Origin of the sequence: Paenibacillus sp. FSL K6-1566 (assembly GCF_038050475.1) — a bacterium.
Taxonomy (GTDB): domain Bacteria; phylum Bacillota; class Bacilli; order Paenibacillales; family Paenibacillaceae; genus Paenibacillus_AQ; species Paenibacillus_AQ lactis.
In genome coordinates this window covers 5,774,227-5,798,350 of record NZ_JBBOSR010000001.1, presented here as the reverse complement: position 1 = coordinate 5,798,350, position 24,124 = coordinate 5,774,227, and the positions used below count along the sequence as shown (strand labels likewise).

The following is a 24,124-nucleotide window of genomic DNA, read 5'->3' as shown; positions in this document are numbered from 1 at the left end:
AGACCCGATGAAAATCCTTTCTTGCGTATGCAGGGAAGGATTTTTTTGGCTTCGTGCGGATGATGATTTGAGGTTGACATTTATTAGGAATGTTTTATACTGAAGGTAATTCATATTATTTCAGTAGGAATATCGGGTTTAAATCGGGGGAGGCATCCAAAACATGAATTTGCTGGAGAAAGAAGATTTGATCAAGGTGCAGGCGGAAGAGCTTGAGCACAAGTCCGCCGAGGAAGTTATCGAATATGCGATCCGCACGTTTCCGAACATCACCTTTGCGTGCAGCTTCGGTGCGGAAGACGTCGTATTGGTTGATATGATTCAGAAGATCAGCCCGTCCACGGATATTTTTTATCTGGATACCGATTTTCACTTTAAGGAAACGTACGAGACTCGCGACCGGTTAGCCGAGCGGTACGGCTTGGAATTTGTCCGGGTATCTCCGCTTATTACGCCGGAGGAGCAGGCCGCTCAGCATGGCGAGGCTCTATGGAGCGTGAATCCGAACCAATGCTGCAACATTCGTAAGGTTGAGCCGTTAACCCGCATTTTGTCTCAATATGAAGCCTGGATTACCGGGATCCGCAGAGACCAAGCGCCTACCCGGGCGAATGCCAAGAAGATCGAATACGATACGAAATTCGGACTTGTCAAATTTAATCCGATCGCCGGTTGGACCAGTGAAGACGTATGGAACTATATCCGCGCGAATGATGTGATTTATAACCCGCTGCATGATCAGAACTATCCGAGCATCGGATGCGAATATTGCACGAGACAAGTGATGCCTGGCGAAGATCCGCGTGCAGGACGCTGGTCCGGCCATGAGAAAACTGAGTGCGGACTTCATAAATAATCCGATCCACATACCCAATCGATGGGAGTCACAAGAGGAGGAATCATTCATGACAGCAATACTCCCCCATGGCGGAACGCTGGTGCAGCGGGTCGTCCAAGGAGAAGAACGCGAAGCTTTATTGAAGCAGGCAGGCACTTTTCAAGCAATTCGGGTCAATGCCTGGACGATCTCGGATCTGGATCTGATCGGCGTAGGGGCCTTCTCGCCGTTGCAAGGATTTCTGAATGAGCAGGACTATAACGCTGTCGTTTCTTCCATGCGGCTCTCCGACGGAACCGTATGGAGCATTCCGATTACGCTTGCGGTGAATGAGGAGACGGCAGCCAAGCTTGAGGTTGGCCGGAAGGCAGCGCTGGTCGGAGAAGAAGACGGCGTTATTTACGGCGTTATTGATGTGGAGAGCATTTATCAGGTTGATCAGAAGCTGGAGGCTGTTCAAGTATTTAAGACGGACGATCCGGAGCATCCCGGCGTTAAAAAGCTGTTTGAGCGCCCATCTACCTATGTAGGCGGGCCGATCCAGGTGCTGAATCGTCCGCAGCCGGAGCGTTTTCGCGAGTTTTATTTCGACCCATCCGAGACGAGAAAGGCTTTCCGGGACAAAGGATGGAACACCGTTGTCGGTTTCCAGACACGCAACCCGGTTCACCGCGCGCATGAGTACATTCAGAAGAGCGCTATGGAAATCGTGGATGCCTTATTCCTGAATCCGCTGGTCGGGGAGACCAAATCGGACGATGTGCCGGCTGATGTGCGGATGAAGAGCTATTTAACCTTGCTGAAGCATTACTATCCGGAGGATCGGACCTTCCTTGGGGTATTTCCTGCCGCCATGCGCTATGCGGGCCCAAGGGAAGCGATCTTTCATGCCATGGTTCGGAAAAACTACGGCTGCACGCATTTCATCGTAGGCCGGGATCATGCCGGCGTAGGCGACTATTACGGCACGTATGAGGCCCAGGAAATCTTCAAGAACTTCACGGCGGAGGAGCTCGGCATTACGCCGCTGTTCTTCGAGCACAGCTTCTTCTGCAAGACTTGCGGCAATATGGCTTCGAGCAAAACCTGCCCGCATCCGAAGGAGGACCACTTGACCTTGTCGGGTACGAAGGTTCGCGGTCTGCTGCGGGACGGCGTTTGCCCGCCGCCTGAATTTACGCGTCCAGAGGTTGCTCAGGTGCTGATTGAGGGTATGAAGGAGCGGGTCTCCGTTTAGTCTGAGGTCATAAATAACCACCTTGTCCCATATGATGGAGTTAGTACAACTCATGGGACGAGGTGGTTTTGTTATGTCCAGGCGGAGTTCGGACAAGGTGACGTTGTGGGTATCGTGGAAGAGAATCAAGCAATCGATAATAGGGGCCGGCCTGCTTGCATTAATTTTGATCGTCGTTACGTATGAGGTTCCATCTGCGAACACCTCCAACACCTGGAGTCTGCCGCTGGCGGGCAAAGTGATCGCGCTCGACGCGGGGCACGGCGGGCCTGACGGCGGGGCTGTCAGCCGCCAAGGGGTGATCGAGAAGGATGTAAACTTAGCCATCACGCTGTATTTACGCGATTATTTGCAGCAGGCCGGAGCGCTGGTGGTGATGACGAGGGAAGGAGATTATGATCTTGCCTCGGAATCGACCAAGGGCTATTCCAAGCGGAAGACCGAGGATCTGAAGCAGCGGGTGCGTAAGATCGAGGACAGCCGGGCAGATCTATTCATCAGCCTGCATCTGAACAGCATTCCTTCCAATCGTTGGAGAGGGGCGCAGACCTTCTTCCCTCCGAACAATGAGGAGAGCAGAAAGCTTGCCGAATTGATCCAGAGCGAAATCCGCCACAACCTCCAGAATACACAGCGGCTGGCGAAGACGGAAGACACCATATATCTGCTTAAGGCTCTACAGATGCCGTCTGCCCTGGTCGAGGTGGGATTCTTGTCCCACCCGGAGGAATCCGACTTGCTCCGGGACGAGAAATACCAACGGAAAGTGGCTGCAGCCGTCTATAACGGTATTTTGCGTTATACCGCTGGAGAGTCCCCGTCCGAGTCGTCACAAGCTGCAGAGTAATGGTATAATAGACATGTTATCGAAGCAATGTCTATTCCATTACATAGAGCAGAGGTGCTTATCATGCTGACTAGAGAACAGGTACAGGAGATACTCCAGCCGCTGACCGATCCCGAAACCGGGAAGAGTCTGATGGAGCTTCAGCGTATTCGGGATATCGTGGTCAAAGAACGGACAGTCCGTCTATCCGTAACCTATAGCAGCGAAGATGTACGCGCTTCCTTAGAGGCGCAAATCCGGGAGCTTCTGGAGGCGATGGGGGCGGAGGATATCCATATCCGGATGCGGCCGCTGGAACAAGGCGGGGGCGAAGCGGCCCGAAATCAGGAGCCGAGCGACCAGGAGAAGCTGACGAAGGGCCATGCCGCAGGTATGGAGAACCATGAGTTATTGAGCGAGGAATCGGGCGTTACTTTCATTGCTGTAGCGAGCGGCAAGGGCGGTGTCGGCAAATCGACGGTGACCGTCAACCTGGCTGCGGCGCTGGCGCGCCAAGGCAAAAAGGTCGGGCTCATTGATGCGGACATTTACGGCTTCAGCGTACCGGATATGATGGGCATCGAAATCGGGCCAACCGTTTCCGATGACGGTGTCATTCATCCCGTAGAACGTTTCGGCGTTAAAGTGATGTCCATGGGCTTCTTCATCCGTGAGAACAGCCCCGTGATTTGGCGCGGTCCGATGCTTGGCAAGATGCTGCGCCAGTTTTTCAGCGATGTGGCTTGGGGGGAGCTGGACTACATGCTTCTTGATCTTCCGCCGGGAACGGGGGATATCGCCCTGGACGTGCATCAGATGATCCCGCAGAGCAAGGAGATCATCGTTACGACTCCGCATGCTACGGCGGCATTTGTCGCCGCAAGAGCGGGGGCAATGGCGATCCAGACCGAGCATGAGATATTGGGCGTTGTAGAGAATATGGCGTACTATGCCTGCTCCCATTGCGGCGAGAAGGATTATGTATTCGGGCGCGGCGGCGGCGGGAAGCTTGCCGAGACGCTCCACACAGAGCTGCTGGCGCAGCTGCCGCTCGGCGGGCCGGATAACCATCCGTCCGAGCCTGATTTCTCTCCTTCGGTGTATAAGCCCGGCACCGAGAGTGCCGCGATATATGATGAGGTTGCGGCCAAGATTGTGGATAAGTGCGAGAGCAACCGTTAATAAGCGATAGCGAAACAAAACAAGCTCCCTGATGGGAGCTTGTTTGCGTATGAAGCGGCTAAATGTGCCGTTGGCGTATGAGCAGTTGGAAGTGCCGTGTGGCATATGAGCCAGTTGGAAGTGCCGTGTGGCATATGAGCCAGTTGGAAGGCCGTGTAGCGTATGAGCAGGCTAATGTGCTCTATGGCGTATGAGCAGCTGATTGTGTTGTGAGCGCATGAGTAGGCTAACGTGCCTCCGAGCTGGACGTGCCGTAATGGCGTATGGGCCGGGGAGATGAGCCGTATGCGTTTGATGGGGCACAAGGCCGTTTTGCGTGAGAACTGCATGGGCCGTTATGCGTATGAACTGGCTGTATAGGCTGTTATTGGGATTTACCCAGTTGCAATCGTACGGTTTTTGGCTTCAAGAGGCAGCCAGTTAGTCAAGAACGATAACCGGTGAAAGAGTGTCTTTAACCGGATATGTCGAGAGGGTACCGGCCAGACGGTTAACTTCCGCTGCCGCCCTCTTCACCTTGACCGCCGCCTTCGCCGCCACCTTCACCCTCGCCGCCGCCTTCACCGCCGCCTTGCTCTTGCTTCTGATCCTCTTGCGGCTTCTTCTTCTCCACTTTAGGCTGAAGCTCGTCCTTCACGACGGATTTCAAAAGCTCCAGCACTTCCATGCGGAAGAGGGGATTTTGCATTGCCTCTTGCATGACGGTCATGGATTGCTTGCGGTAATCCGGCGTGTTGGTCAGTTCCAGGAACGACTTCATCACGTCCGGAGATTTCAGCATGTCCTGAATGGCTTTTTGATAAGTAGGGTCTTTAATCAACTGCATATGCAGCTGTTTGCTTTGGGAATTGATCGCTTTGGCGAAATCGCCGGCAAATTTCGGGTCGGTCATAATTTTTTCGATTTCTTTTTTATATTCATCCGATACAAGCGTGTCTTTAACAGCCATCCGGATCTCCTCGCCGGATTGGGCGGTCATCATCCGCATCCCCATCGACCCGGTGCTTCCGGAAGAACCGGACCCGCCTCCGAGCGCTTCTTCCACCGCTTTTTTTCCTTCGTCGGTCTTCAGGATGTCGACCACCATGGATTTGATCTCTTTATATCCAAGCTGAGGGGAAGCGCTCTGTTCCTGGCCGCAAGCGGTAAGCGTTATGGCAGCAACGAAGACGATAATACATAAACGAAATAACGGCCACTTCATTACCGTTTTCCTCCTTTTTTACGGTTCTGTGAATAGTATGCGATGCTTTTGCGGAAATATGTCGCATTCAGAATGGTTTTTTATTGTGAACGTTGGTAAAATAATGATCTGTGGGGGTGGAGGTTCGTTGAGCTTACGGAAGTGGTCCAAATTATTTTTGAAGACGATGCTCGTAGGGGCAGTAGCGGCCTTAATTGTAGGTCTGGGGCTGCAGCTGTTTAATGGCTTTATCGATTTTAAGGGAGTAGCCGATTTTTTAATATACCCACTGATTTTGTTGGGTTCTGGGGCTTTGGTGAGCGTGTATTCCCAGATGGGCTTTTTTGCCTACCTGACGTTAAATTATATGGGAATAGGCATATTCCGCAAAAAAACCTGGCAGTACATTCAGATCGTGCTAGCCGTTCTTGCGCTGCTTGAGCTGATGTTCTTCCGCACCTTCGTTGGCGGATCGACTAGCTTGGGACAAGATGTGGGCTTAGGGATTGCCATTCTGGTCGTTGCAGTCATTGTCGCTTATTTTAAAGTAAAGAGCACAAACGCCAATGCCTGGATACCGACGCTGTTCTTTATGATGGCGGTTTCTATTGTAGAAATCATCGGCGTCCTGCAGATCGGTGTGAGCAATGCCACCATCTTTATGGTCGTACCTCTTTTGATCTGTAATGCATACCAAATTCTGACGCTGCATAAAGTTACGCAGGATGAAAAAAAGAGCTAAACCTTAGCTCTTTTTTTATTACCGGTAGGAAAGCGGGAGGCAGCATCACAGCCCGCCGGCATCCTCAATATTTTTTTGAATCGAAGCATGGTCGCGTACCTCGGTGCCCTTTGTGCTTCCTTGCTGGAGCAAGTCGGTCACGGTGACGAACTCATACCCTTTATTGCGGAGTTCTTGAATAATCTGCGGCAGCGCTTCGTGCGTTTGCTTGACGGAGTCGCTGGCATGCATGAGCACAATATCGCCAGGATGCGCTTTGGAGACGACCCGGTCGACGATTTTATCCACGCCGATGTTCTTCCAATCTCTCGAGTCCGTATCCCACTGGATGACGGTGTAGTTCAGGCTTTCCGCAATGCTTAAGACCCGTTTATCAAAGTCGCCGTTCGGCATCCGGATTAATTTCGGTTCTTGTCCGGTCATTGAGGTTAAAATATCATGAGCCGACATGATCTGCTTCCGAATCTCCTCATCAGACAGGGAGCTGTAGTTCTCGTGCTTGAAGCCGTGGCTGCCGATTTCATAACCGCTTTCCTTGATGGCATTCACGATGTCCGGATGCGTTTTGCTCCATGGTCCGGAGAGGAAGAAGGTGGCTTTCTGGACTCCGTTGTCTTTTAGCGCCTTCAGAATGGGCTCTGCGCGTTTTTCTCCCCAGCTGATATCAAATGTCAAGGCTATCTGCTTCTTGTCTGTAGACACGCTGTAAATGGCCGACGGGCCGGTTTCAGAGAAAACCGAGATATTGTCGCTCTCCACATAAATGACGCCGATTGCAAATACCGCTGCGGCAAGAACAAAGAAAAACCGCTTGATCTTTCTGCCGTTGAATACATAAAAAGAATTCATAATACGATCTGCCCCTCTCCCTTCAGTGTGCAGTAGCTTGTTTACTTCAACATATGCTCGTACTTGTGAGTTATACCAATAAAGGAGGTACCGAATGTTTCGTTTTAGCAATTTTCTTAGAGATTTAACCACGATCCGGAAGGCGCTCATTCTTTCTGCCGTCTTGTTTGCCGGCGGGATTGCGATCGGGTGGGGATCGGATGAATTTGAGCAGCTGCTTATCAGCCAGCTTCAAGGGCTGGGGGAGATGAGTCAGGAGCTGCGGATGTCGGACAACCCGGAATGGAGCTTCTTTGTGTTTATATTTTTGAACAATAGCATCAAGAGTGTGCTGGTCATGTTGTCAGGCATATTGCTCGGGGTTATCCCATTCATATTCCTTCTCGTTAACGGCATGGTGATTGGGTTTTTGCTGAAAATCGTGCAGGCAAGCGGCGAGAGTCTGTTTGATCTCATTGTGAAGGGATTGCTCCCGCACGGGATCATCGAAATTCCGGTCATTGTGATTGCCTGCGGGTATGGTCTTGCTTTCGGCGGGTTAGTCTTCCGAAGCATGCTTGCATCAGGTGAGAAAAGAAGAGGGATCGGCACGGAGTGGCGCGGCTTCTGGCGCAAGCTGGGGACGGCATCGCTATGGGTCGTCGTGCTTCTGCTGGTCGCCGCCATTATCGAAAGTACAATTACATTGTGGCTGATGTCATAATTTTCAAGGAAATTGTGCATACCTAATAAAGCGGATCGAGCGTTGTTCTTCAAGAGTGTTAAGTGAAGCTTACAGCGCTCGCTGTTTTGAAAAACCAGAAATCGCTTATATTCGGTTTAGAGATCCGGCCATATCGGTTAATCAACCTTACATAGGCAAGAGCTGCTTTAACCCGATGAAAGTGAAATTTCATTGTTCGCTAATATATAAGGAGGTCCTATCATGCTGGGAATGCTATTCAATGAGAAAGAATGCAAAGAGCTTGATTATGTACTGCGAAAAGAACTGGATGAAATGCTGCTGGACTTAAGCGACCAACGATTGGACCAGAATATTAGACAGGCGATCGCGAATCGCTATAAGACGGTATTTCGCATGTATGCCCGCTTTGCTCCTCAGAAAGAACTCTCCAAATATGCGCGTAACGGGAAGTTCCCGCAATTCAAACACTAATTCGCAGAAAAAGTGTTGACGAACTCGCCGAGTGTGTGGTAAATTAATTTTCGCTTCCTTTCCGAAGGTGATGCCGCGGGTCGGCGGCCATCAAACTTCACCAAAAACTTCAAAAAACTTTTTTAAAAAAAGTATTGCAAAGTTGCTAGGAAGTATGATATATTATAAAAGTCGCCGCTGAGATGCGGATGACGAAAAGAAACGATGATTGATCTTTGAAAACTGAACAACGAGTGAGTAAAAACGAACCGCTTCGGCGGGGAGTTACAATAGAGAATTGAACAAATTCTCGTCAGTTTTTCTAATGAGCTTAATCGCTCTTTCAAGACTCACCAGATTTGATTCACTCATCCGAGTGGAACCCAAATCCGGCGAGGTCGATCGTCCTTCGGACGATCTTTATTGGAGAGTTTGATCCTGGCTCAGGACGAACGCTGGCGGCGTGCCTAATACATGCAAGTCGAGCGGACTAATGGTTTCCTTCGGGAAACCGTTGGTTAGCGGCGGACGGGTGAGTAACACGTAGGCAACCTGCCCTCAAGACTGGGATAACTACCGGAAACGGTAGCTAATACCGGATAATTAAATCTGCCGCATGGCAGAGTTATGAAAGGCGGAGCAATCTGTCACTTGAGGATGGGCCTGCGGCGCATTAGCTAGTTGGTGAGGTAACGGCTCACCAAGGCGACGATGCGTAGCCGACCTGAGAGGGTGAACGGCCACACTGGGACTGAGACACGGCCCAGACTCCTACGGGAGGCAGCAGTAGGGAATCTTCCGCAATGGGCGAAAGCCTGACGGAGCAACGCCGCGTGAGTGATGAAGGTTTTCGGATCGTAAAGCTCTGTTGCCAGGGAAGAACGTCTCATAGAGTAACTGCTATGAGAGTGACGGTACCTGAGAAGAAAGCCCCGGCTAACTACGTGCCAGCAGCCGCGGTAATACGTAGGGGGCAAGCGTTGTCCGGAATTATTGGGCGTAAAGCGCGCGCAGGCGGTTCTTTAAGTCTGGTGTTTAAACCCGAGGCTCAACTTCGGGACGCACTGGAAACTGGGGAACTTGAGTGCAGAAGAGGAGAGTGGAATTCCACGTGTAGCGGTGAAATGCGTAGATATGTGGAGGAACACCAGTGGCGAAGGCGACTCTCTGGGCTGTAACTGACGCTGAGGCGCGAAAGCGTGGGGAGCGAACAGGATTAGATACCCTGGTAGTCCACGCCGTAAACGATGAATGCTAGGTGTTAGGGGTTTCGATACCCTTGGTGCCGAAGTTAACACATTAAGCATTCCGCCTGGGGAGTACGGTCGCAAGACTGAAACTCAAAGGAATTGACGGGGACCCGCACAAGCAGTGGAGTATGTGGTTTAATTCGAAGCAACGCGAAGAACCTTACCAAGTCTTGACATCCCTCTGAATCCTCTAGAGATAGGGGCGGCCTTCGGGACAGAGGAGACAGGTGGTGCATGGTTGTCGTCAGCTCGTGTCGTGAGATGTTGGGTTAAGTCCCGCAACGAGCGCAACCCTTGATCTTAGTTGCCAGCACTTTGGGTGGGCACTCTAAGGTGACTGCCGGTGACAAACCGGAGGAAGGTGGGGATGACGTCAAATCATCATGCCCCTTATGACTTGGGCTACACACGTACTACAATGGCTGGTACAACGGGAAGCGAAGCCGCGAGGTGGAGCCAATCCTAAAAAGCCAGTCTCAGTTCGGATTGCAGGCTGCAACTCGCCTGCATGAAGTCGGAATTGCTAGTAATCGCGGATCAGCATGCCGCGGTGAATACGTTCCCGGGTCTTGTACACACCGCCCGTCACACCACGAGAGTTTACAACACCCGAAGTCGGTGGGGTAACCCTTACGGGAGCCAGCCGCCGAAGGTGGGGTAGATGATTGGGGTGAAGTCGTAACAAGGTAGCCGTATCGGAAGGTGCGGCTGGATCACCTCCTTTCTATGGAGTACCTCGCTTCCGCAGCGAAGCGGTACAAATACGGTCAGCGCAAGCTGCCGGAATAGACTTTACGAAGTAAAGTCAACCAACTCACTCGTTGGTCAGTTTTGAGAGGTCAATCCTTTCATACATACGTTTGGTGATGATGGCGGAAGGGTTCCACGCGTTCCCATACCGAACACGACCGTTAAGCCTTCCAGCGCCGATGGTACTTGGACCGAAGGGTCCCGGGAGAGTAGGACGTTGCCAAGCGTATGATATGGGCCCTTAGCTCAGCTGGTTAGAGCGCACCCCTGATAAGGGTGAGGTCGGTGGTTCGAGTCCACTAGGGCCCACCATAACAACTTTATATACTTCCTAATATGGGGCTATAGCTCAGCTGGGAGAGCGCCTGCCTTGCACGCAGGAGGTCAGGGGTTCGATCCCCCTTGGCTCCACCATATTCTTAACGCTTCCATAAATTGCAGGTTGTACTGCGATGGAGGTTGTGGTAAGATAATCTTCCGGTCGAAAGACTGGCATTGATCCTTGAAAACTAGATAACGAAACGAATTTGCGTTTTAGAAATATCCTTTTAGCTGAACTTGTGTCAAAACAAGTTTCAATAAAAGTAGCACGCGAAGGTTTTGGGATCATCGATCCTTTGGGAGCTTGTTTCACCATTGAGTGGTTTTATCCAATCAGGAAACAAGCGGACAACAGAGCGATGAGCACAATAACCGGAGCATAAGGTTAAGCTACTAAGAGCACACGGAGGATGCCTAGGCGCTAGGAGCCGATGAAGGACGTGGCGAACAACGATACTGCCTCGGGGAGCTGTAAGCAAGCTTCGATCCGGGGATGTCCGAATGGGGAAACCCGGCTGGTGTAATAGCCAGTCACTTCTGCCTGAATACATAGGGCAGCTAGAGGCATACCCAGGGAACTGAAACATCTAAGTACCTGGAGGAAGAGAAAACAAGAGTGATTCCGTCAGTAGCGGCGAGCGAACGCGGAACAGCCTAAACCAGAGAGCTTGCTCTCTGGGGTTGTGGGACGTCTCACATGGAGTTACAAAGGTTTAGATTAGACGAACAGGTCTGGAAAGGCCGGCCATAGAAGGTAAAAGCCCTGTAATCGAAAATGTGAACCCTCCGAGACGGATCCCGAGTAGTGCGGGGCACGTGAAACCCCGTATGAATCCAGCAGGACCATCTGCTAAGGCTAAATACTCCCTAGCGACCGATAGTGAAGCAGTACCGTGAGGGAAAGGTGAAAAGCACCCCGGAAGGGGAGTGAAATAGAACCTGAAACCGTGTGCTTACAAGAAGTCAGAGCCCGATCGATGGGTGATGGCGTGCCTTTTGTAGAATGAACCGGCGAGTTACGTTCCCATGCAAGGTTAAGGCGAGAAGCCGTAGCCGCAGCGAAAGCGAGTCTGAATAGGGCGACTTAGTATGTGGACGTAGACCCGAAACCGTGTGATCTACCCCTGTCCAGGGTGAAGGTGCGGTAACACGCACTGGAGGCCCGAACCCACGTACGTTGAAAAGTGCGGGGATGAGGTGGGGGTAGCGGAGAAATTCCAATCGAACTCGGAGATAGCTGGTTCTCCCCGAAATAGCTTTAGGGCTAGCCTCGGAAATTAGAGTCGTGGAGGTAGAGCACTGATTGGGTGCGGGGCCCGCAAGGGTTACCAAGCTCAGTCAAACTCCGAATGCCATAGACTTATATCCGGGAGTCAGACAGTGAGTGCTAAGATCCATTGTCAAAAGGGAAACAGCCCAGACCATCAGCTAAGGTCCCCAAGTGTGTGTTAAGTGGGAAAGGATGTGGAGTTGCACAGACAACCAGGATGTTGGCTTAGAAGCAGCCACCATTTAAAGAGTGCGTAATAGCTCACTGGTCGAGTGACTCTGCGCCGAAAATATAACGGGGCTAAACACACCACCGAAGCTATGGCTTGATGCTTGCATCAGGGGTAGGGGAGCGTTGTATGTGGGTTGAAGGTGTACCGTAAGGAGCGCTGGACAGCATACAAGTGAGAATGCCGGTATGAGTAACGAAAAGATCAGTGAGAATCTGATCCGCCGAAAGCCCAAGGTTTCCTGAGGAAGGCTCGTCCGCTCAGGGTAAGTCGGGACCTAAGGCGAGGCCGAAAGGCGTAGTCGAAGGACAACAGGTTGAAATTCCTGTACCACCGTAAACCGTTATGAACGATGGGGTGACGCAGGAGGGTAGTGACGCGGACTGATGGATGTCCGTCCAAGCAGTGAGGCTGATGTGTAGGCAAATCCGCACATCGTAAGGCTGGGCTGTGATGGGGAGTGAAAATTACAGTAGCGAAGGTCATGATCTCACACTGCCAAGAAAAGCCTCTAGTCAGGTGAAGGTGCCCGTACCGCAAACCGACACAGGTAGGCGAGAAGAGAATTCTAAGGCGCGCGGAAGAACTCTCGTTAAGGAACTCGGCAAAATGACCCCGTAACTTCGGGAGAAGGGGTGCCTCGGTAGGGTGAATAGCCCGAGGGGGCCGCAGTGAAAAGGCCCAAGCGACTGTTTAGCAAAAACACAGGTCTGTGCGAAGCCGCAAGGCGAAGTATACGGGCTGACGCCTGCCCGGTGCTGGAAGGTTAAGGGGAGCGGTTAGGGATTAGTCCCGAAGCTGTGAACCGAAGCCCCAGTAAACGGCGGCCGTAACTATAACGGTCCTAAGGTAGCGAAATTCCTTGTCAGGTAAATTCTGACCCGCACGAATGGCGTAACGACTTGGGCGCTGTCTCAACGAGAGATCCGGTGAAATTTTAATACCTGTGAAGATGCAGGTTACCCGCGACAAGACGGAAAGACCCCATGGAGCTTTACTGCAGCTTGATATTGGATTTGGGTACGATCTGTACAGGATAGGTGGGAGCCTAAGAAGCATGAGCGCCAGCTTGTGTGGAGGCGACGTTGGGATACCACCCTGATCGTATCTAGGTTCTAACCTGGTACCGTGATCCGGTACGGGGACAGTGTCAGGCGGGCAGTTTGACTGGGGCGGTCGCCTCCTAAAGAGTAACGGAGGCGCCCCAAGGTTCCCTCAGAATGGTTGGAAATCATTCGAAGAGTGCAAAGGCATAAGGGAGCTTGACTGCGAGACCTACAAGTCGAGCAGGGACGAAAGTCGGGCTTAGTGATCCGGTGGTACCGCATGGAAGGGCCATCGCTCAACGGATAAAAGCTACCCTGGGGATAACAGGCTTATCTCCCCCAAGAGTCCACATCGACGGGGAGGTTTGGCACCTCGATGTCGGCTCATCGCATCCTGGGGCTGAAGTAGGTCCCAAGGGTTGGGCTGTTCGCCCATTAAAGCGGTACGCGAGCTGGGTTCAGAACGTCGTGAGACAGTTCGGTCCCTATCTGTCGTGGGCGTAGGAAATTTGAGAGGAGCTGTCCTTAGTACGAGAGGACCGGGATGGACGTACCGCTGGTGCACCAGTTGTTCCGCCAGGAGCATGGCTGGGTAGCTACGTACGGACGGGATAAGCGCTGAAAGCATCTAAGCGTGAAGCCCCCCTCAAGATGAGATTTCCCAGTATGTAAGACCCCTTGAAGACGACGAGGTAGATAGGTTGGAGGTGGAAGTGCAGTAATGCATGGAGCTGACCAATACTAATCGGTCGAGGGCTTATCCTAAAAGCTTTACGAAGTAAAGCTCGCTACGGAAGCATGAACATAAACCCACCAAAGTGAAGAAGAGCTTCGAAGCTGATTCCGATTACTTTGGCGGGGCCCGGAAAGATCTGAGGATCTGAAGGGACAATGCTACGGATTCTAATCAACGCAAAGACGTTTCGTATCTAGTTTTCAAGGTTCAAAAGATCTTGAAGCGATTTTGAAGCTGCATGCCTTTTCTAAGGCTTGATATTTTGCTGGTGAGCAATCATTGAAGCAAAGCGCAGCGCAAAGAATCACGTTTGGTGGCGATGGCGGAAGGGTTCCACGCGTTCCCATACCGAACACGACCGTTAAGCCTTCCAGCGCCGATGGTACTTGGACCGAAGGGTCCCGGGAGAGTAGGACGCCGCCAAGCGAATACATATTCCCTGATAGCTCAGTTGGTAGAGCACTCGACTGTTAATCGAGTTGTCACAGGTTCGAGTCCTGTTCGGGGAGCCACCTGCTTCCATAGCTCAGTAGGTAGAGTGCATCCATGGTAAGGATGAGGTCACCGGTTCGATCCCGGTTGGAAGCTCCAGATCTTCTTTTAGCAACTTAGAAGCAGCTTAAACATGTGGCCCGTTGGTCAAGGGGTTAAGACACCTCCCTTTCACGGAGGTAACAGGGGTTCGAATCCCCTACGGGTCACCAACATGGAGGCTTAGCTCAGCTGGGAGAGCATCTGCCTTACAAGCAGAGGGTCGGGGGTTCGATCCCCTCAGCCTCCACCATTCATGTTTCAATCTGGAATTGGACATGCTAGTAACATGATAATTATTGGGGATTAGCCAAGCGGTAAGGCAACGGACTTTGACTCCGTCATGCATAGGTTCGAATCCTATATCCCCAGCCATTTTCACCTCAATTAAGGTGAAGAGCAGCTTTGAAGGTGAACCCGAAATCTCGGCGACGCCTTGAATGCGAGCCATTAGCTCAGTTGGTAGAGCACCTGACTTTTAATCAGGGTGTCGAAGGTTCGAGTCCTTCATGGCTCACCAGTGTTTTATCTTGTGCGCGTGTGGCGGAATTGGCAGACGCACTAGACTTAGGATCTAGCGTCTTTGACGTGGGGGTTCAAGTCCCTCCACGCGCACCATATTTGCGGACGTGGCTCAGCGGTAGAGCATCGCCTTGCCAAGGCGAGGGTCGCGGGTTCGATTCCCGTCGTCCGCTCCATTTGCGCCCTTAGCTCAGCTGGATAGAGCGTTTGACTACGAATCAAAAGGTCGGGAGTTCGAATCTCTCAGGGCGTGCCATTTTAAGTTCATATCGGGATGTAGCTCAGCTTGGTAGAGCACCTGGTTTGGGACCAGGGGGTCGCATGTTCGAATCGTGTCATCCCGATTTGCTTAAGAATTCGGTTCCCGCAAAAGTAATCGGCATATGTTTCAAAGCTTAGTCTTTACTTTTGTGGGTTGATATGCGGGTGTAGTTCAATGGTAGAACTCCAGCCTTCCAAGCTGGTAGCGTGGGTTCGATTCCCATCACCCGCTCCATAATATAGCAGGACATCACCATGTGTGATGTTTTTTTACATATCCGCACGATGTTTCTGCGAAGTGTTAATGTATTAAAGAGGAGACTTGCCAATGGCTTCAGGGCTTGTCGTATATGGGATGTTGGCGCTTTTCAAGGGAATGAATTTTGTCGATCTGGCTAATTTTTTCGGTTGAAAAGTGAAGATTTTCGCCCGCATTTATTGTATTATGTTAGGAAGGCGTTATGTTCTAGAGATAAACCGCGTAAAAAGGGCTTTGAGATGGGAGGAGTAGCATGACTGAACTTACAGTAACCGCAAAGAGTAATTCCAACAATCTGCTGCGGCGAGATGTACGGTTCCTTGGCAATATTCTTGGAGAAGTTCTTGTCCACCAAGGAGGCAACGAGCTTTTAGATATAGTTGAGAAAATTCGCGAAACGAGCAAATCGTTGCGATCCGTATTTCTTCCTGAATTGTTCGCAGATTTTAAGAGAATCATCAGCACGCTGGAACCGGACATCCGCCATCAAGTGATCCGCGCATTTGCGATTTACTTCCAATTGGTTAACATCGCCGAGCAGAATCACCGAATCCGCCGGAAACGCGATTATGAGCGCTCCGCTGGTGAAGGCGTTCAGCCGGGATCCATTGAAAGTGCGGTCCAGGATCTGAAAGAACGCAACATTCCTTTTGAAGAAGTTCAAGAAATTCTCGAAAATCTATCCCTTGAGCTGGTCATGACAGCTCACCCTACTGAAGCGATGCGCAGAGCCATTCTCGATATCCATAAACGGATCGCCGAGGATGTGATGCTGCTGGACAACCCAACATTAACATTCCGCGAAAGAGAACAGCTTCGGGAGAAGCTTCTGAATGAAGTGATTACACTGTGGCAAACCGATGAGCTTCGCGACCGTAAGCCGACCGTTCTGGATGAGGTCCGAAACGGAATGTATTATTTCCATGAGACGCTGTTTCACATTCTGCCAGAGGTTTATCAAGAACTGGAGCGTTGCCTGAATAAGTATTATCCGGGCCATCATTGGCATGTTCCGACGTATCTGCGTTTCGGATCGTGGATCGGTGGAGACCGGGACGGTAATCCTTCGGTGACGGCGGACGTGACCTGGAAAACCCTTGAGATGCAGCGTAAATTGGCAATCCGTGAATACCAGCGGATCCTGCGTGATTTCATGAAGTATCTCAGCTTCAGCTCGACCATTGTCAACGTATCCGACGAGTTGATTGCGTCCATTGAGAAGGACCGCCAAAACGTCACGCTGAAGAAGATGGAAATTTGGCACAATGAGAAAGAGCCGTATCGTATTAAGCTCGTTTATATGCTGGCCAAAATCAGTCATATTCTCGAAGACGAAATGACCGGCAGCGAGCGCTACGAGTCACCGGAAGAATTCATTGAGGATTTGAAGATCATTGACCGCAGCCTGCGCTTCCATTTTGCTGACTATGTCGCCGATACGTACATCCAGAAGCTGATTCGCCAGGTCGAGTTGTTTGGCTTCCATACCGCAACCCTGGATATCAGACAGCACAGCAAAGAGCATGAGAATGCGATGGCTGAGATTTTGCACAAAATGAACGTTACCAGTGATTACGTGCAATTAAGCGAAGATGAGAAGATTGCGCTGCTGAACGACCTGCTGAACGACCCGCGTCCGCTGACGACCCCTTATCAGGAGTACAGCGACAGTACGGAGGAATGCTTGGAAGTGTACCGTACCGTATTCCGTGCTCAGAAGGAATTTGGCGTGAAGTGCATTTCGAGCTATCTGATCAGTATGTCGGAGGGTGCAAGCGATATTCTGGAAGTGATGGTGTTTGCGAAAGAAGCCGGATTGTTCCGGAAGGATACGGACGGTACGGTAGTTGCCACCTTGCAGGCAGCACCGTTGTTCGAGACGATCGAGGACCTTCACGCTGCGCCTGAGATCATGCGTAAGCTCTTTAGCCTTCCGATCTACCGCGAAGCCGTAAGCGCAATGAATGACTTGCAGGAGATCATGCTCGGCTACTCTGACAGCAACAAGGATGGCGGAGCCATTACGGCCAACTGGGAGCTTCAAGTAGCGCTTAAGGAAATCACCGCGGTTGCCAACGAATTTGGCATCAAGGTGAAGTATTTCCATGGGCGGGGCGGATCCTTGGGACGCGGCGGCATGCCGCTGAACCGCAGTATTCTGGCACAGCCGGCGTCCACGATTGCCGGCGGCATCAAGATTACGGAGCAGGGCGAGGTCATCTCGTCGCGCTATTCCCTGAAAGGGATTGCTTATCGAAGCCTGGAGCAAGCCACCTCCGCGCTCATTACGGCATCGATCAATGCACGATATCCTGAAACCCAATCTGTCGATAAAGAATGGGAGGAAATCGCCTCCCGGATCTCGGAGGCAGCGCAGAAGAAGTATCAGGACCTGATCTTCCGCGACCCGGATTTCCTTAGCTTTTTCAAAGAATCGACGCCGCTTCCGGAAGTGGGCGAGCTGAATATCGGTTCCCGCCCATCGAAGCGCAAGAACAGCGACCGTTTCGAGGACCTGAGAGCCATTCCTTGGGTGTTTGCATGGACCCAGAGCCGTTACCTCCTCCCGGCATGGTATGCGGCTGGTACGGGCTTACAGAGCTTCTACCAAGGCAAGGAAGAGAATCTGAAGGTGCTCCAGAAGATGTACACGGACTATCCGTTCTTCACGTCGCTGATTGATACCCTTCAGATGGCACTTGCCAAGGCGGATCTTATCATCGCTAAGGAGTACTCCTTAATGACGAAGGACGATACGTCACGCGAGCGCATCTTTGGAATGATCCAGGAAGAGTTCAACCTGACGAAGGACCTCGTCCTCAAAATTACCGGACAGCAGGACATCCTGGATAATCAACCGGTCCTGCAGGAATCGATTCGACTCCGCAATCCTTACGTCGATCCGCTTAGCTACCTGCAGGTACAGTTGCTCAACGAGCTCCGCAGCTTAAGAGAGCAGGGGCAGGATGACGCGGAGCTGCTTCGCGAAGTGCTGCTCACGATTAACGGCATTGCCGCAGGGCTTCGGAATACGGGCTGATGCGGGCCCTGGCTGGGATCGATCGTTATAGCACAGCAAGACAAAGATCTCGATGAACAAGGCGAGGCTCACTCGAGCCTCGCCTTTTTTTATACCGGATGGATCGCTCCTTATTCATCTTGGGGAGAATGGGGCATGATAGACTTTGATCCATTCGAAATTTTCGGTTGGATTTCTAATAGTTGTTGATTTTTAGAAACAGTTGAATTACCATTTGAATGATGCTTTTAAAACGTTACCCATCAGACCATTCTGGGGGAGTTATGGTGGAAAATTTGGATGTAAGACTGGCAAAGCTAGCCCGCAAAGGCGATCAGCGAGCTTTTGCCGAAATTGTGGAACTGTACAAGGATAAGATCTTTCATTTAGCATACCGAATGCTAAGCAACCGCCATGAGGCGGAGGACGTCGTACAGGAGACGTTCTTGCGTGTCTATAAAAACCTGGATCGTTATGACGAAAACCAGAAATTCTCGACCTGGATCTACCGGATCGGGACGAATCTTGGTATAGACCGGCTGCGAAAACGCAAGCCTTCTTTCTCGCTGGATGCGGAACTGAACGACAGTGACGGTATGGACGGTTATTCCCTCATCCCGAGTGACAATCGCACACCGGAGAGTGAAACGCTTCTGTCGGAAACGCAGCGGATCATCCACCAGGCGATCGAGGGGCTTCCGGCCAAGTACAAAACGATCATGATCCTGAGATATATACAGGATTTATCGCTGCAAGAGATTAGCGAGATATTGGACTTGCCTGTAACAACGATCAAAACGCGAGTCCACCGTGGACGTGAGTTCCTTAGGAAAAAGCTGGAGCATAAATTGTAAGAAAAAGCCGGGCCACCGGAGGGTGGTTTTTTCTTGCTGACCTCAAGACGGCGCCTTAGTTGACGTTGTCGCTTATGATGCGGGCCAAGAATCGGTAAGGGCTGATTCCCACGATTCAGCGGACTCTGCAGACAAAATTGTTTTTTATCCGAAAATATTTGAAACATCCGTGACTCCTGCACGTATGAACAATAAGCAAGTCTTATGTCCCCGGTCGGGGAATGGACCCAGCAAAGAGATTGAACGAAAGGATTGGCTCACAAATGGATTGCAAATTAGCCGTCTCTTTGATGCATGATTATCTGGATAATGACTTGTCCGAGCCGAAGCAGCTTGAATTGCAGCAGCATTTGCAGGAATGCTCCGAGTGCCGAGTCAATTTCGAGAAGCTGGAGCATACCGATATGCTTCTATTTTCCTTAACTCATCATGCGACGAAGCCATCAGATGATCTAGCAGACCGCATTATGGGCATGCTGCCTAAGCCGAAGAAGCAGAAGGCATGGGTTACCTGGGTTAGGAATCATCCTGCGCTTACGGCGGCAGCCATGTTTGTCGTGGTCATGCTCTTTAGCACCATCAGCTTCTGGAACCAAGAGAACCAGCTGGTTGTGAAGAGTGATGAATTCGAGAAGCTGGTGATTGAAGGTGACACGGTCATCATTCCTGCCGATCAGGTCATTGCGGGAGATATAACCGTTGAGAATGGGAAGACTAAGGTCTATGGCCAAGTGAATGGCAATCTCACGGTCATTGACGGGGAGTTGTTCCAGGCCTCCACCGCTCATATAGCAGGTCAAGTTAAAGATATTGATAAGGCAATGGATTGGATATGGTACAAAATCTCCAATCTGTTCACAGATGTCGCTTACCGATAAGAATCGCCTGCACCTTACTGAATACAAGCGCCTCTTTTCAGTGAAAAGACGGCGCTTCTTTTATTACAAAAATCTGCAGAAAGCAGGTTATGGACGAGGCATTCGCTTGCATCGGAAAGATTAACGTTATAACCTAGAGAGTGTAGAGTACATACTACATATATAGTCTCAAGCGTTATGCATGAGGACGTTCAAAAAGTTCCCAGTGAGGGGCAGATTTTTTGAACCCGCACTTAATGGAATTGACGGGGGTTGCTGTATGGAGTATTTCACGGATATGACCTGGGGAGAAACCATCAAGGATATAATCGATATTCTTATCGTTACCTATATTATATATCAAATGATTCTGCTCGTTCGGGGCACAAGAGCTGTGCAGCTGTTGAAAGGAATCTTGGTACTGGTCGTTATTTGGGCGCTCAGCACCTGGTTCGATCTGTACACGCTCAAATGGCTGATGAATCAGATCTTCACGTTCGGGGTGCTGGCCATCTTTATTATTTTCCAGCCAGAGCTTAGACGTGGACTGGAGCAGCTTGGCCGCGGTAAGTTCTTCGGACGAACGGCGGACGCCGATGAAGAGACCCATAAATTAATTAGCGAAACCATTAAGGCCGTTAATTATTTGTCGAAGCGAAAAATCGGTGCCCTCATCGTATTTGAGCGGACAACCGGTCTCAATGAGTATGTCGAATCCGGCATTCCGATGCGATCGGTGATCAGCTCGGAATTGTTCATTAACATTTTCATACCGAACACGCCGCTTCATGATGGAGCGGTTATTATCCAGAACGGACAGATTGCCGCGGCGGGCTGTTACTTACCCTTATCGGAGAATCCTTTTATAAGCAAAGAGCTTGGTACCAGACACCGCGCAGCCATAGGAATCAGTGAAGTGGGGGATGCGATCTCGGTGGTCGTATCGGAGGAGACCGGTCAAGTATCGTTAGCATTGAATGGGCAAGTGGTTCGGGATATCAAGGAAGAATCCCTCATCTCCAAGCTGTATGAGGAGATGCGTCCTGCCGCATCCACGAAGGAGAAACGCACGTTCTTCTGGAAACGGAAGGAGGGCCGTAATGGATAAATGGATTAAGAACAATACAGTCAGCAAGCTGATTGCATTGGCTGTCAGCATCTTGTTGTGGGCGATGGTTCATATGGACAGCGGCTCGCCTCCTCCCCCGACAACCTTCTACGATACCCGTGTGATTGAAGGGGTCAAAATTCAAACCTACGGGTTCGATGATGGCGAATATGCTTTAACGGGTATCGACAAAGACCGCGTGACGCTGGAAGTGAGGGGCAAACGGTCCAACATCACCCTGTTTACGGATGAGTACAAAGTAAAGCTTGACCTTAGCAATGTGAAGGAGCCCGGTACCCATACCCTTCCTTTAACTGCTTCCGTGCCGAACGGAGTGGAGGTCGTATCGATGGATCCCAGCATGGTTACGGTGACCGTAGAGAAGCGGGTCTCCAAGTCGGTGACGGTAAGTATTGGCACGAAGGGCGAGCCAGCCAAAGATTACCGGGCCGGGACACCCGTGCTGATCGACCCACGCCAAGTCACGGTGACGCTGCCGGAATCCAGGATGGAGAAGCTCGGTCAGGTGAAGGGGAATATTGAGCTGGACGGAGCCAAGGAGAACATTACGGAGAAACGCGTCAAGCTGACGGCATATGATAAGGAAGGCGTTGTGATGGAGGATGCGGTCATCGAGCCGAGCAGCGTAGCGGCCGAAGTGCCGATTGAGCCTGCCTTTGTGACGGTGCCGCTGGAGCTGAAATATACGGGAAGATTGGCCGAAGGGCTTGTGCTTTCCAAGGTGGATCAAAAGGTCAAGGAAGTCAAGTTGTTCGGGAGCAAAGAGGCGCTTGCAGGAGCAGAGACCTATATCGAAGCGATTGTGGATTTGTCTGAAATTAACAAATCAGGAACAACAGTACTTACGGCCGACTTGACGCCGCCTGAAGGTTTTGAGAAAATCGAGCCGAGCTCTGTCGAAGTTGAGGTTACGGCCGTATCGCATGGCGAACGGGTCATTAGCGGAATCCCGATAACCTTAAAGGGAGTAGCTTCGGGCCTGGAAGCTGTTATCCTTGAGCCCGAGGAGAAGTCGATATCACTTACGCTTACCGGAGCGCCCGACCTGCTGAATAGTCTGACTCCCGAAGATATCGGGGCTCAGGCCAATCTAGCCGGGTTGAAGGCGGGTATGCATGAAATTCCGCTTCAAATTACGCTTCCGGATTTCATTAATCGAGCCGACAGGAATCGACTGGTTGTGAAGATCGAGCTGAAGGACAACTCTACGCCGGTTACAACCAACCCGGGAACCACGCCGAAGGATGACGGCAAGGATAAAGACCAGACCGATCCGCCGAGTACCGGAACAGGCAATGAGCAGGGGAATCAAAGCGTAGCGCCGCCCGTAAATTCGGGAACGGATGCCAGCGGAAACGAAGAGGAACCGGCCCATCCACCGGCAGATGGAAGTGCTGACGATGGGGATACGGGTACAGAAACACCGAATGAGTGAAACATAAAGAAATGTAGATAAAGGGGAAGAGAACACATGGGGAAATATTTTGGAACAGATGGGGTAAGAGGGATTGCCAATCAAGAGCTGACTGCCGAAATGGCTTACAGCATCGGCCGCTGCGGCGGCTATGTACTAACGGGGGATAAGGAGAAGCCGACTGTCGTGATTGGCATGGATACGCGCGTATCCGGAGCTATGCTGGAATCTGCATTGGTGGCAGGACTACTGTCGATCGGTGCGCATGTTATTCGTCTAGGGGTTGTTAGCACCCCTGCGGTAGCGTACATTACAAGATTGTTGAAAGCCGATGCCGGCGTTATGATCTCGGCCTCGCACAATCCGGTTGAAGATAACGGAATTAAGTTCTTTGGCGGAGACGGCTTCAAGCTGTCCGATGAAACGGAGCTCAAGATTGAAGAGCTCATGGATGCGGAGAAGGACGAGCTTCCGCGTCCGATCGGAGCCGAACTGGGCGAGCTTCGCGTAGATAATGAATCGAAATTTAAATACTTGGAGTATTTGAAGACAACTATCAGCAACCGTTTCGACGGCCTGAAAATCGTGCTGGACTGCGCGAACGGCGCAGCTTACGAGCTCGCTCCGAAGCTGTTCCGCGAGCTTGGTGCGGAGATTATTACGATCGGCGCTGAGCCTAACGGTCTAAACATCAATGATGGCTGCGGATCGACACATCCGGAGAAGCTGGTTGAAGCCGTCCTTGCCCACGGCGCGGATCTGGGACTTGCTTTTGACGGAGATGCGGATCGTCTGATCGCCATTGACGGGAAAGGCGAGGAGGTTGATGGCGACTTCATCCTGTGCATCTGCGGAGATGCAATGAATCGTGCTGGCAAGCTGAAAGCAGGAACGATTGTGTCCACGGTCATGAGCAACATCGGCTTCTACAAAGCTTGCGACAGCTTGAAGCTGAAAACGGCCAAGACGGCCGTTGGCGACCGCTACGTGATGGAAGAGATGCGTCGCGGCGGATTTAACCTCGGCGGCGAGCAGTCCGGTCATGTTATTTTCCTGGACTATAACACAACCGGTGACGGAATTCTGACAGGCATTCAGCTGGTGGACACCATCGTAGCTTCCGGCAAACCGCTGCATGAACTGAAGAACAGCATGCGCAAGTATCCTCAAGTGCTTGTTAACGTGCGTGTTGGCGATAAAACGAAGTATCAAGGAAATAAGGCAATCGAGTCTGCGATTTCCGAGGTAGAGCAGATTTTGGGAGATAACGGCCGGGTACTGGTTCGCCCTTCCGGGACGGAATCCCTCATTCGGGTTATGGCCGAAGGTCCGGATAAAGACGAGCTGGATCGCTATGTAACCCAGATTGCCGATGTCGTGAAGCGGGAATTAGCCTAAGGCTAAAGTTGGATTTTTCAAGGGTGGAACACCAGTTTATGTAAGGGCCAGTGAACTAGAACAGCTGATAACTGGCCCGCATATTCCTGGTATGATGCAGCGCATGAAAGCGGAAGCAAGCCTTGCTATGACTGCATATGCTGCAGGTATAGGCTCCGCATTCCTGATGCATGGATTCAAGTAGTCTGGAAGGCCGATTCTTGGTGGAGCTCGAAAGAGAAGGCTAGCCACTAAAGTTGCCAAACCCTATTCGGGTGAATATAATATAGAATGTCATTCAAGAATG

Annotated in this window: 15 protein-coding genes, 13 tRNA genes and 4 rRNA genes; 30 read left to right on the top strand and 2 right to left on the bottom strand. The window is 51.2% G+C overall.

Annotation, left to right across the window (positions count from 1 at the left end; all coding sequences use genetic code 11):
• Positions 1-163 precede the first annotated feature (163 nt).
• The 4 genes from NST08_RS26100 (at position 164) to NST08_RS26085 (ending at position 4,083) form a co-directional block, all read left to right on the top strand.
• Complete coding sequence (locus tag NST08_RS26100) at positions 164-856, top strand: phosphoadenylyl-sulfate reductase (RefSeq protein ID WP_007132537.1); 693 nt, start codon at positions 164-166, stop codon at positions 854-856.
• Between the two features lie 49 nt (positions 857-905).
• The gene (gene sat / locus NST08_RS26095; RefSeq protein ID WP_007132536.1) at positions 906-2,075 is read left to right on the top strand and encodes a sulfate adenylyltransferase; all 1,170 of its coding nucleotides are present in this window, start codon (positions 906-908) and stop codon (positions 2,073-2,075) included.
• A gap of 73 nt (positions 2,076-2,148) precedes the next feature.
• On the top strand, positions 2,149-2,922 hold the full coding sequence (cwlD, locus tag NST08_RS26090; RefSeq protein ID WP_007132535.1) for an N-acetylmuramoyl-L-alanine amidase CwlD: 774 nt from the start codon (positions 2,149-2,151) through the stop codon (positions 2,920-2,922).
• A gap of 63 nt (positions 2,923-2,985) precedes the next feature.
• Positions 2,986-4,083 (top strand): Mrp/NBP35 family ATP-binding protein, encoded by a 1,098-nt coding sequence (locus NST08_RS26085; protein WP_007132534.1) that lies wholly within the window; start codon positions 2,986-2,988, stop codon positions 4,081-4,083.
• Positions 4,084-4,573: 490 nt separating this feature from the next.
• Here the strand turns inward: NST08_RS26085 and gerD are convergent, their stop codons facing one another.
• Positions 4,574-5,287 carry a spore germination lipoprotein GerD gene (gerD, locus tag NST08_RS26080; protein ID WP_007132533.1) on the bottom strand — a complete coding sequence of 238 codons (714 nt, stop codon included), beginning with the start codon at positions 5,285-5,287 and terminating at the stop codon, positions 4,574-4,576.
• 127 nt (positions 5,288-5,414) lie between these two features.
• On the opposite strand from gerD, the gene NST08_RS26075 reads away from it, so the two are divergent.
• Positions 5,415-6,008 (top strand): KinB-signaling pathway activation protein, encoded by a 594-nt coding sequence (locus NST08_RS26075; RefSeq protein WP_007132532.1) that lies wholly within the window; start codon positions 5,415-5,417, stop codon positions 6,006-6,008.
• 45 nt (positions 6,009-6,053) lie between these two features.
• Here the strand turns inward: NST08_RS26075 and pdaB are convergent, their stop codons facing one another.
• Positions 6,054-6,857, bottom strand: a complete 804-nt coding sequence (pdaB, locus tag NST08_RS26070; protein WP_007132531.1) for a polysaccharide deacetylase family sporulation protein PdaB — start codon at positions 6,855-6,857, stop codon at positions 6,054-6,056.
• A gap of 94 nt (positions 6,858-6,951) precedes the next feature.
• On the opposite strand from pdaB, the gene NST08_RS26065 reads away from it, so the two are divergent.
• The 25 genes from NST08_RS26065 (at position 6,952) to glmM (ending at position 23,838) form a co-directional block, all read left to right on the top strand.
• The gene (locus tag NST08_RS26065; protein WP_007132530.1) at positions 6,952-7,560 is read left to right on the top strand and encodes a stage II sporulation protein M; all 609 of its coding nucleotides are present in this window, start codon (positions 6,952-6,954) and stop codon (positions 7,558-7,560) included.
• Between the two features lie 222 nt (positions 7,561-7,782).
• Positions 7,783-8,013 carry a hypothetical protein gene (locus NST08_RS26060; protein WP_007132529.1) on the top strand — a complete coding sequence of 77 codons (231 nt, stop codon included), beginning with the start codon at positions 7,783-7,785 and terminating at the stop codon, positions 8,011-8,013.
• Between the two features lie 399 nt (positions 8,014-8,412).
• Positions 8,413-9,966: ribosomal RNA gene (locus NST08_RS26055) — 16S ribosomal RNA — on the top strand.
• Positions 9,967-10,101: 135 nt separating this feature from the next.
• Positions 10,102-10,218, top strand: a 5S ribosomal RNA gene (gene rrf, locus NST08_RS26050).
• Positions 10,219-10,227: 9 nt separating this feature from the next.
• Positions 10,228-10,304, top strand: a tRNA-Ile gene (locus tag NST08_RS26045).
• A gap of 26 nt (positions 10,305-10,330) precedes the next feature.
• Positions 10,331-10,406 (top strand) — tRNA-Ala (locus NST08_RS26040).
• Between the two features lie 290 nt (positions 10,407-10,696).
• Positions 10,697-13,623, top strand: a 23S ribosomal RNA gene (locus NST08_RS26035).
• Between the two features lie 280 nt (positions 13,624-13,903).
• Positions 13,904-14,020 (top strand): 5S ribosomal RNA (gene rrf / locus NST08_RS26030).
• Together the 16S, 23S and 5S rRNA genes with 13 tRNA genes alongside form the textbook arrangement of a ribosomal RNA operon.
• Before the next feature lie 10 nt (positions 14,021-14,030).
• Positions 14,031-14,106: transfer RNA gene (locus NST08_RS26025), tRNA-Asn, on the top strand.
• A gap of 3 nt (positions 14,107-14,109) precedes the next feature.
• Positions 14,110-14,185 (top strand) — tRNA-Thr (locus NST08_RS26020).
• Between the two features lie 38 nt (positions 14,186-14,223).
• Positions 14,224-14,298: transfer RNA gene (locus NST08_RS26015), tRNA-Glu, on the top strand.
• Positions 14,299-14,302: 4 nt separating this feature from the next.
• Positions 14,303-14,378, top strand: a tRNA-Val gene (locus NST08_RS26010).
• A 47-nt stretch (positions 14,379-14,425) separates the two neighbouring features.
• Positions 14,426-14,500, top strand: a tRNA-Gln gene (locus tag NST08_RS26005).
• A 69-nt stretch (positions 14,501-14,569) separates the two neighbouring features.
• Positions 14,570-14,645 (top strand) — tRNA-Lys (locus NST08_RS26000).
• A gap of 14 nt (positions 14,646-14,659) precedes the next feature.
• Positions 14,660-14,743, top strand: a tRNA-Leu gene (locus NST08_RS25995).
• A gap of 5 nt (positions 14,744-14,748) precedes the next feature.
• Positions 14,749-14,823: transfer RNA gene (locus tag NST08_RS25990), tRNA-Gly, on the top strand.
• A 3-nt stretch (positions 14,824-14,826) separates the two neighbouring features.
• Positions 14,827-14,903: transfer RNA gene (locus NST08_RS25985), tRNA-Arg, on the top strand.
• Between the two features lie 14 nt (positions 14,904-14,917).
• Positions 14,918-14,991, top strand: a tRNA-Pro gene (locus NST08_RS25980).
• 78 nt (positions 14,992-15,069) lie between these two features.
• Positions 15,070-15,143: transfer RNA gene (locus NST08_RS25975), tRNA-Gly, on the top strand.
• Positions 15,144-15,420: 277 nt separating this feature from the next.
• A complete protein-coding gene (gene ppc / locus NST08_RS25970) occupies positions 15,421-18,207 on the top strand; it encodes a phosphoenolpyruvate carboxylase (RefSeq protein WP_007133194.1) in 2,787 nt (928 codons plus the stop codon).
• Between the two features lie 263 nt (positions 18,208-18,470).
• A complete protein-coding gene (gene sigW, locus NST08_RS25965; protein ID WP_034274467.1) occupies positions 18,471-19,040 on the top strand; it encodes an RNA polymerase sigma factor SigW in 570 nt (189 codons plus the stop codon).
• A 263-nt stretch (positions 19,041-19,303) separates the two neighbouring features.
• On the top strand, positions 19,304-19,918 hold the full coding sequence (locus NST08_RS25960) for a zf-HC2 domain-containing protein (protein ID WP_007133196.1): 615 nt from the start codon (positions 19,304-19,306) through the stop codon (positions 19,916-19,918).
• 259 nt (positions 19,919-20,177) lie between these two features.
• Positions 20,178-21,005: a diadenylate cyclase CdaA gene (cdaA, locus tag NST08_RS25955; RefSeq protein ID WP_007133197.1), complete on the top strand. Its 828-nt coding sequence runs from the start codon at positions 20,178-20,180 to the stop codon at positions 21,003-21,005.
• Positions 20,998-22,461, top strand: coding sequence for a CdaR family protein (locus tag NST08_RS25950; protein WP_007133198.1), 1,464 nt, complete (start codon positions 20,998-21,000; stop codon positions 22,459-22,461). Before cdaA ends, NST08_RS25950 begins: the two co-directional genes overlap by 8 nt.
• A 36-nt stretch (positions 22,462-22,497) precedes the next feature.
• Positions 22,498-23,838, top strand: coding sequence for a phosphoglucosamine mutase (gene glmM / locus NST08_RS25945; RefSeq protein WP_007133199.1), 1,341 nt, complete (start codon positions 22,498-22,500; stop codon positions 23,836-23,838).
• The last annotated feature ends 286 nt before the right edge of the window (positions 23,839-24,124 follow it).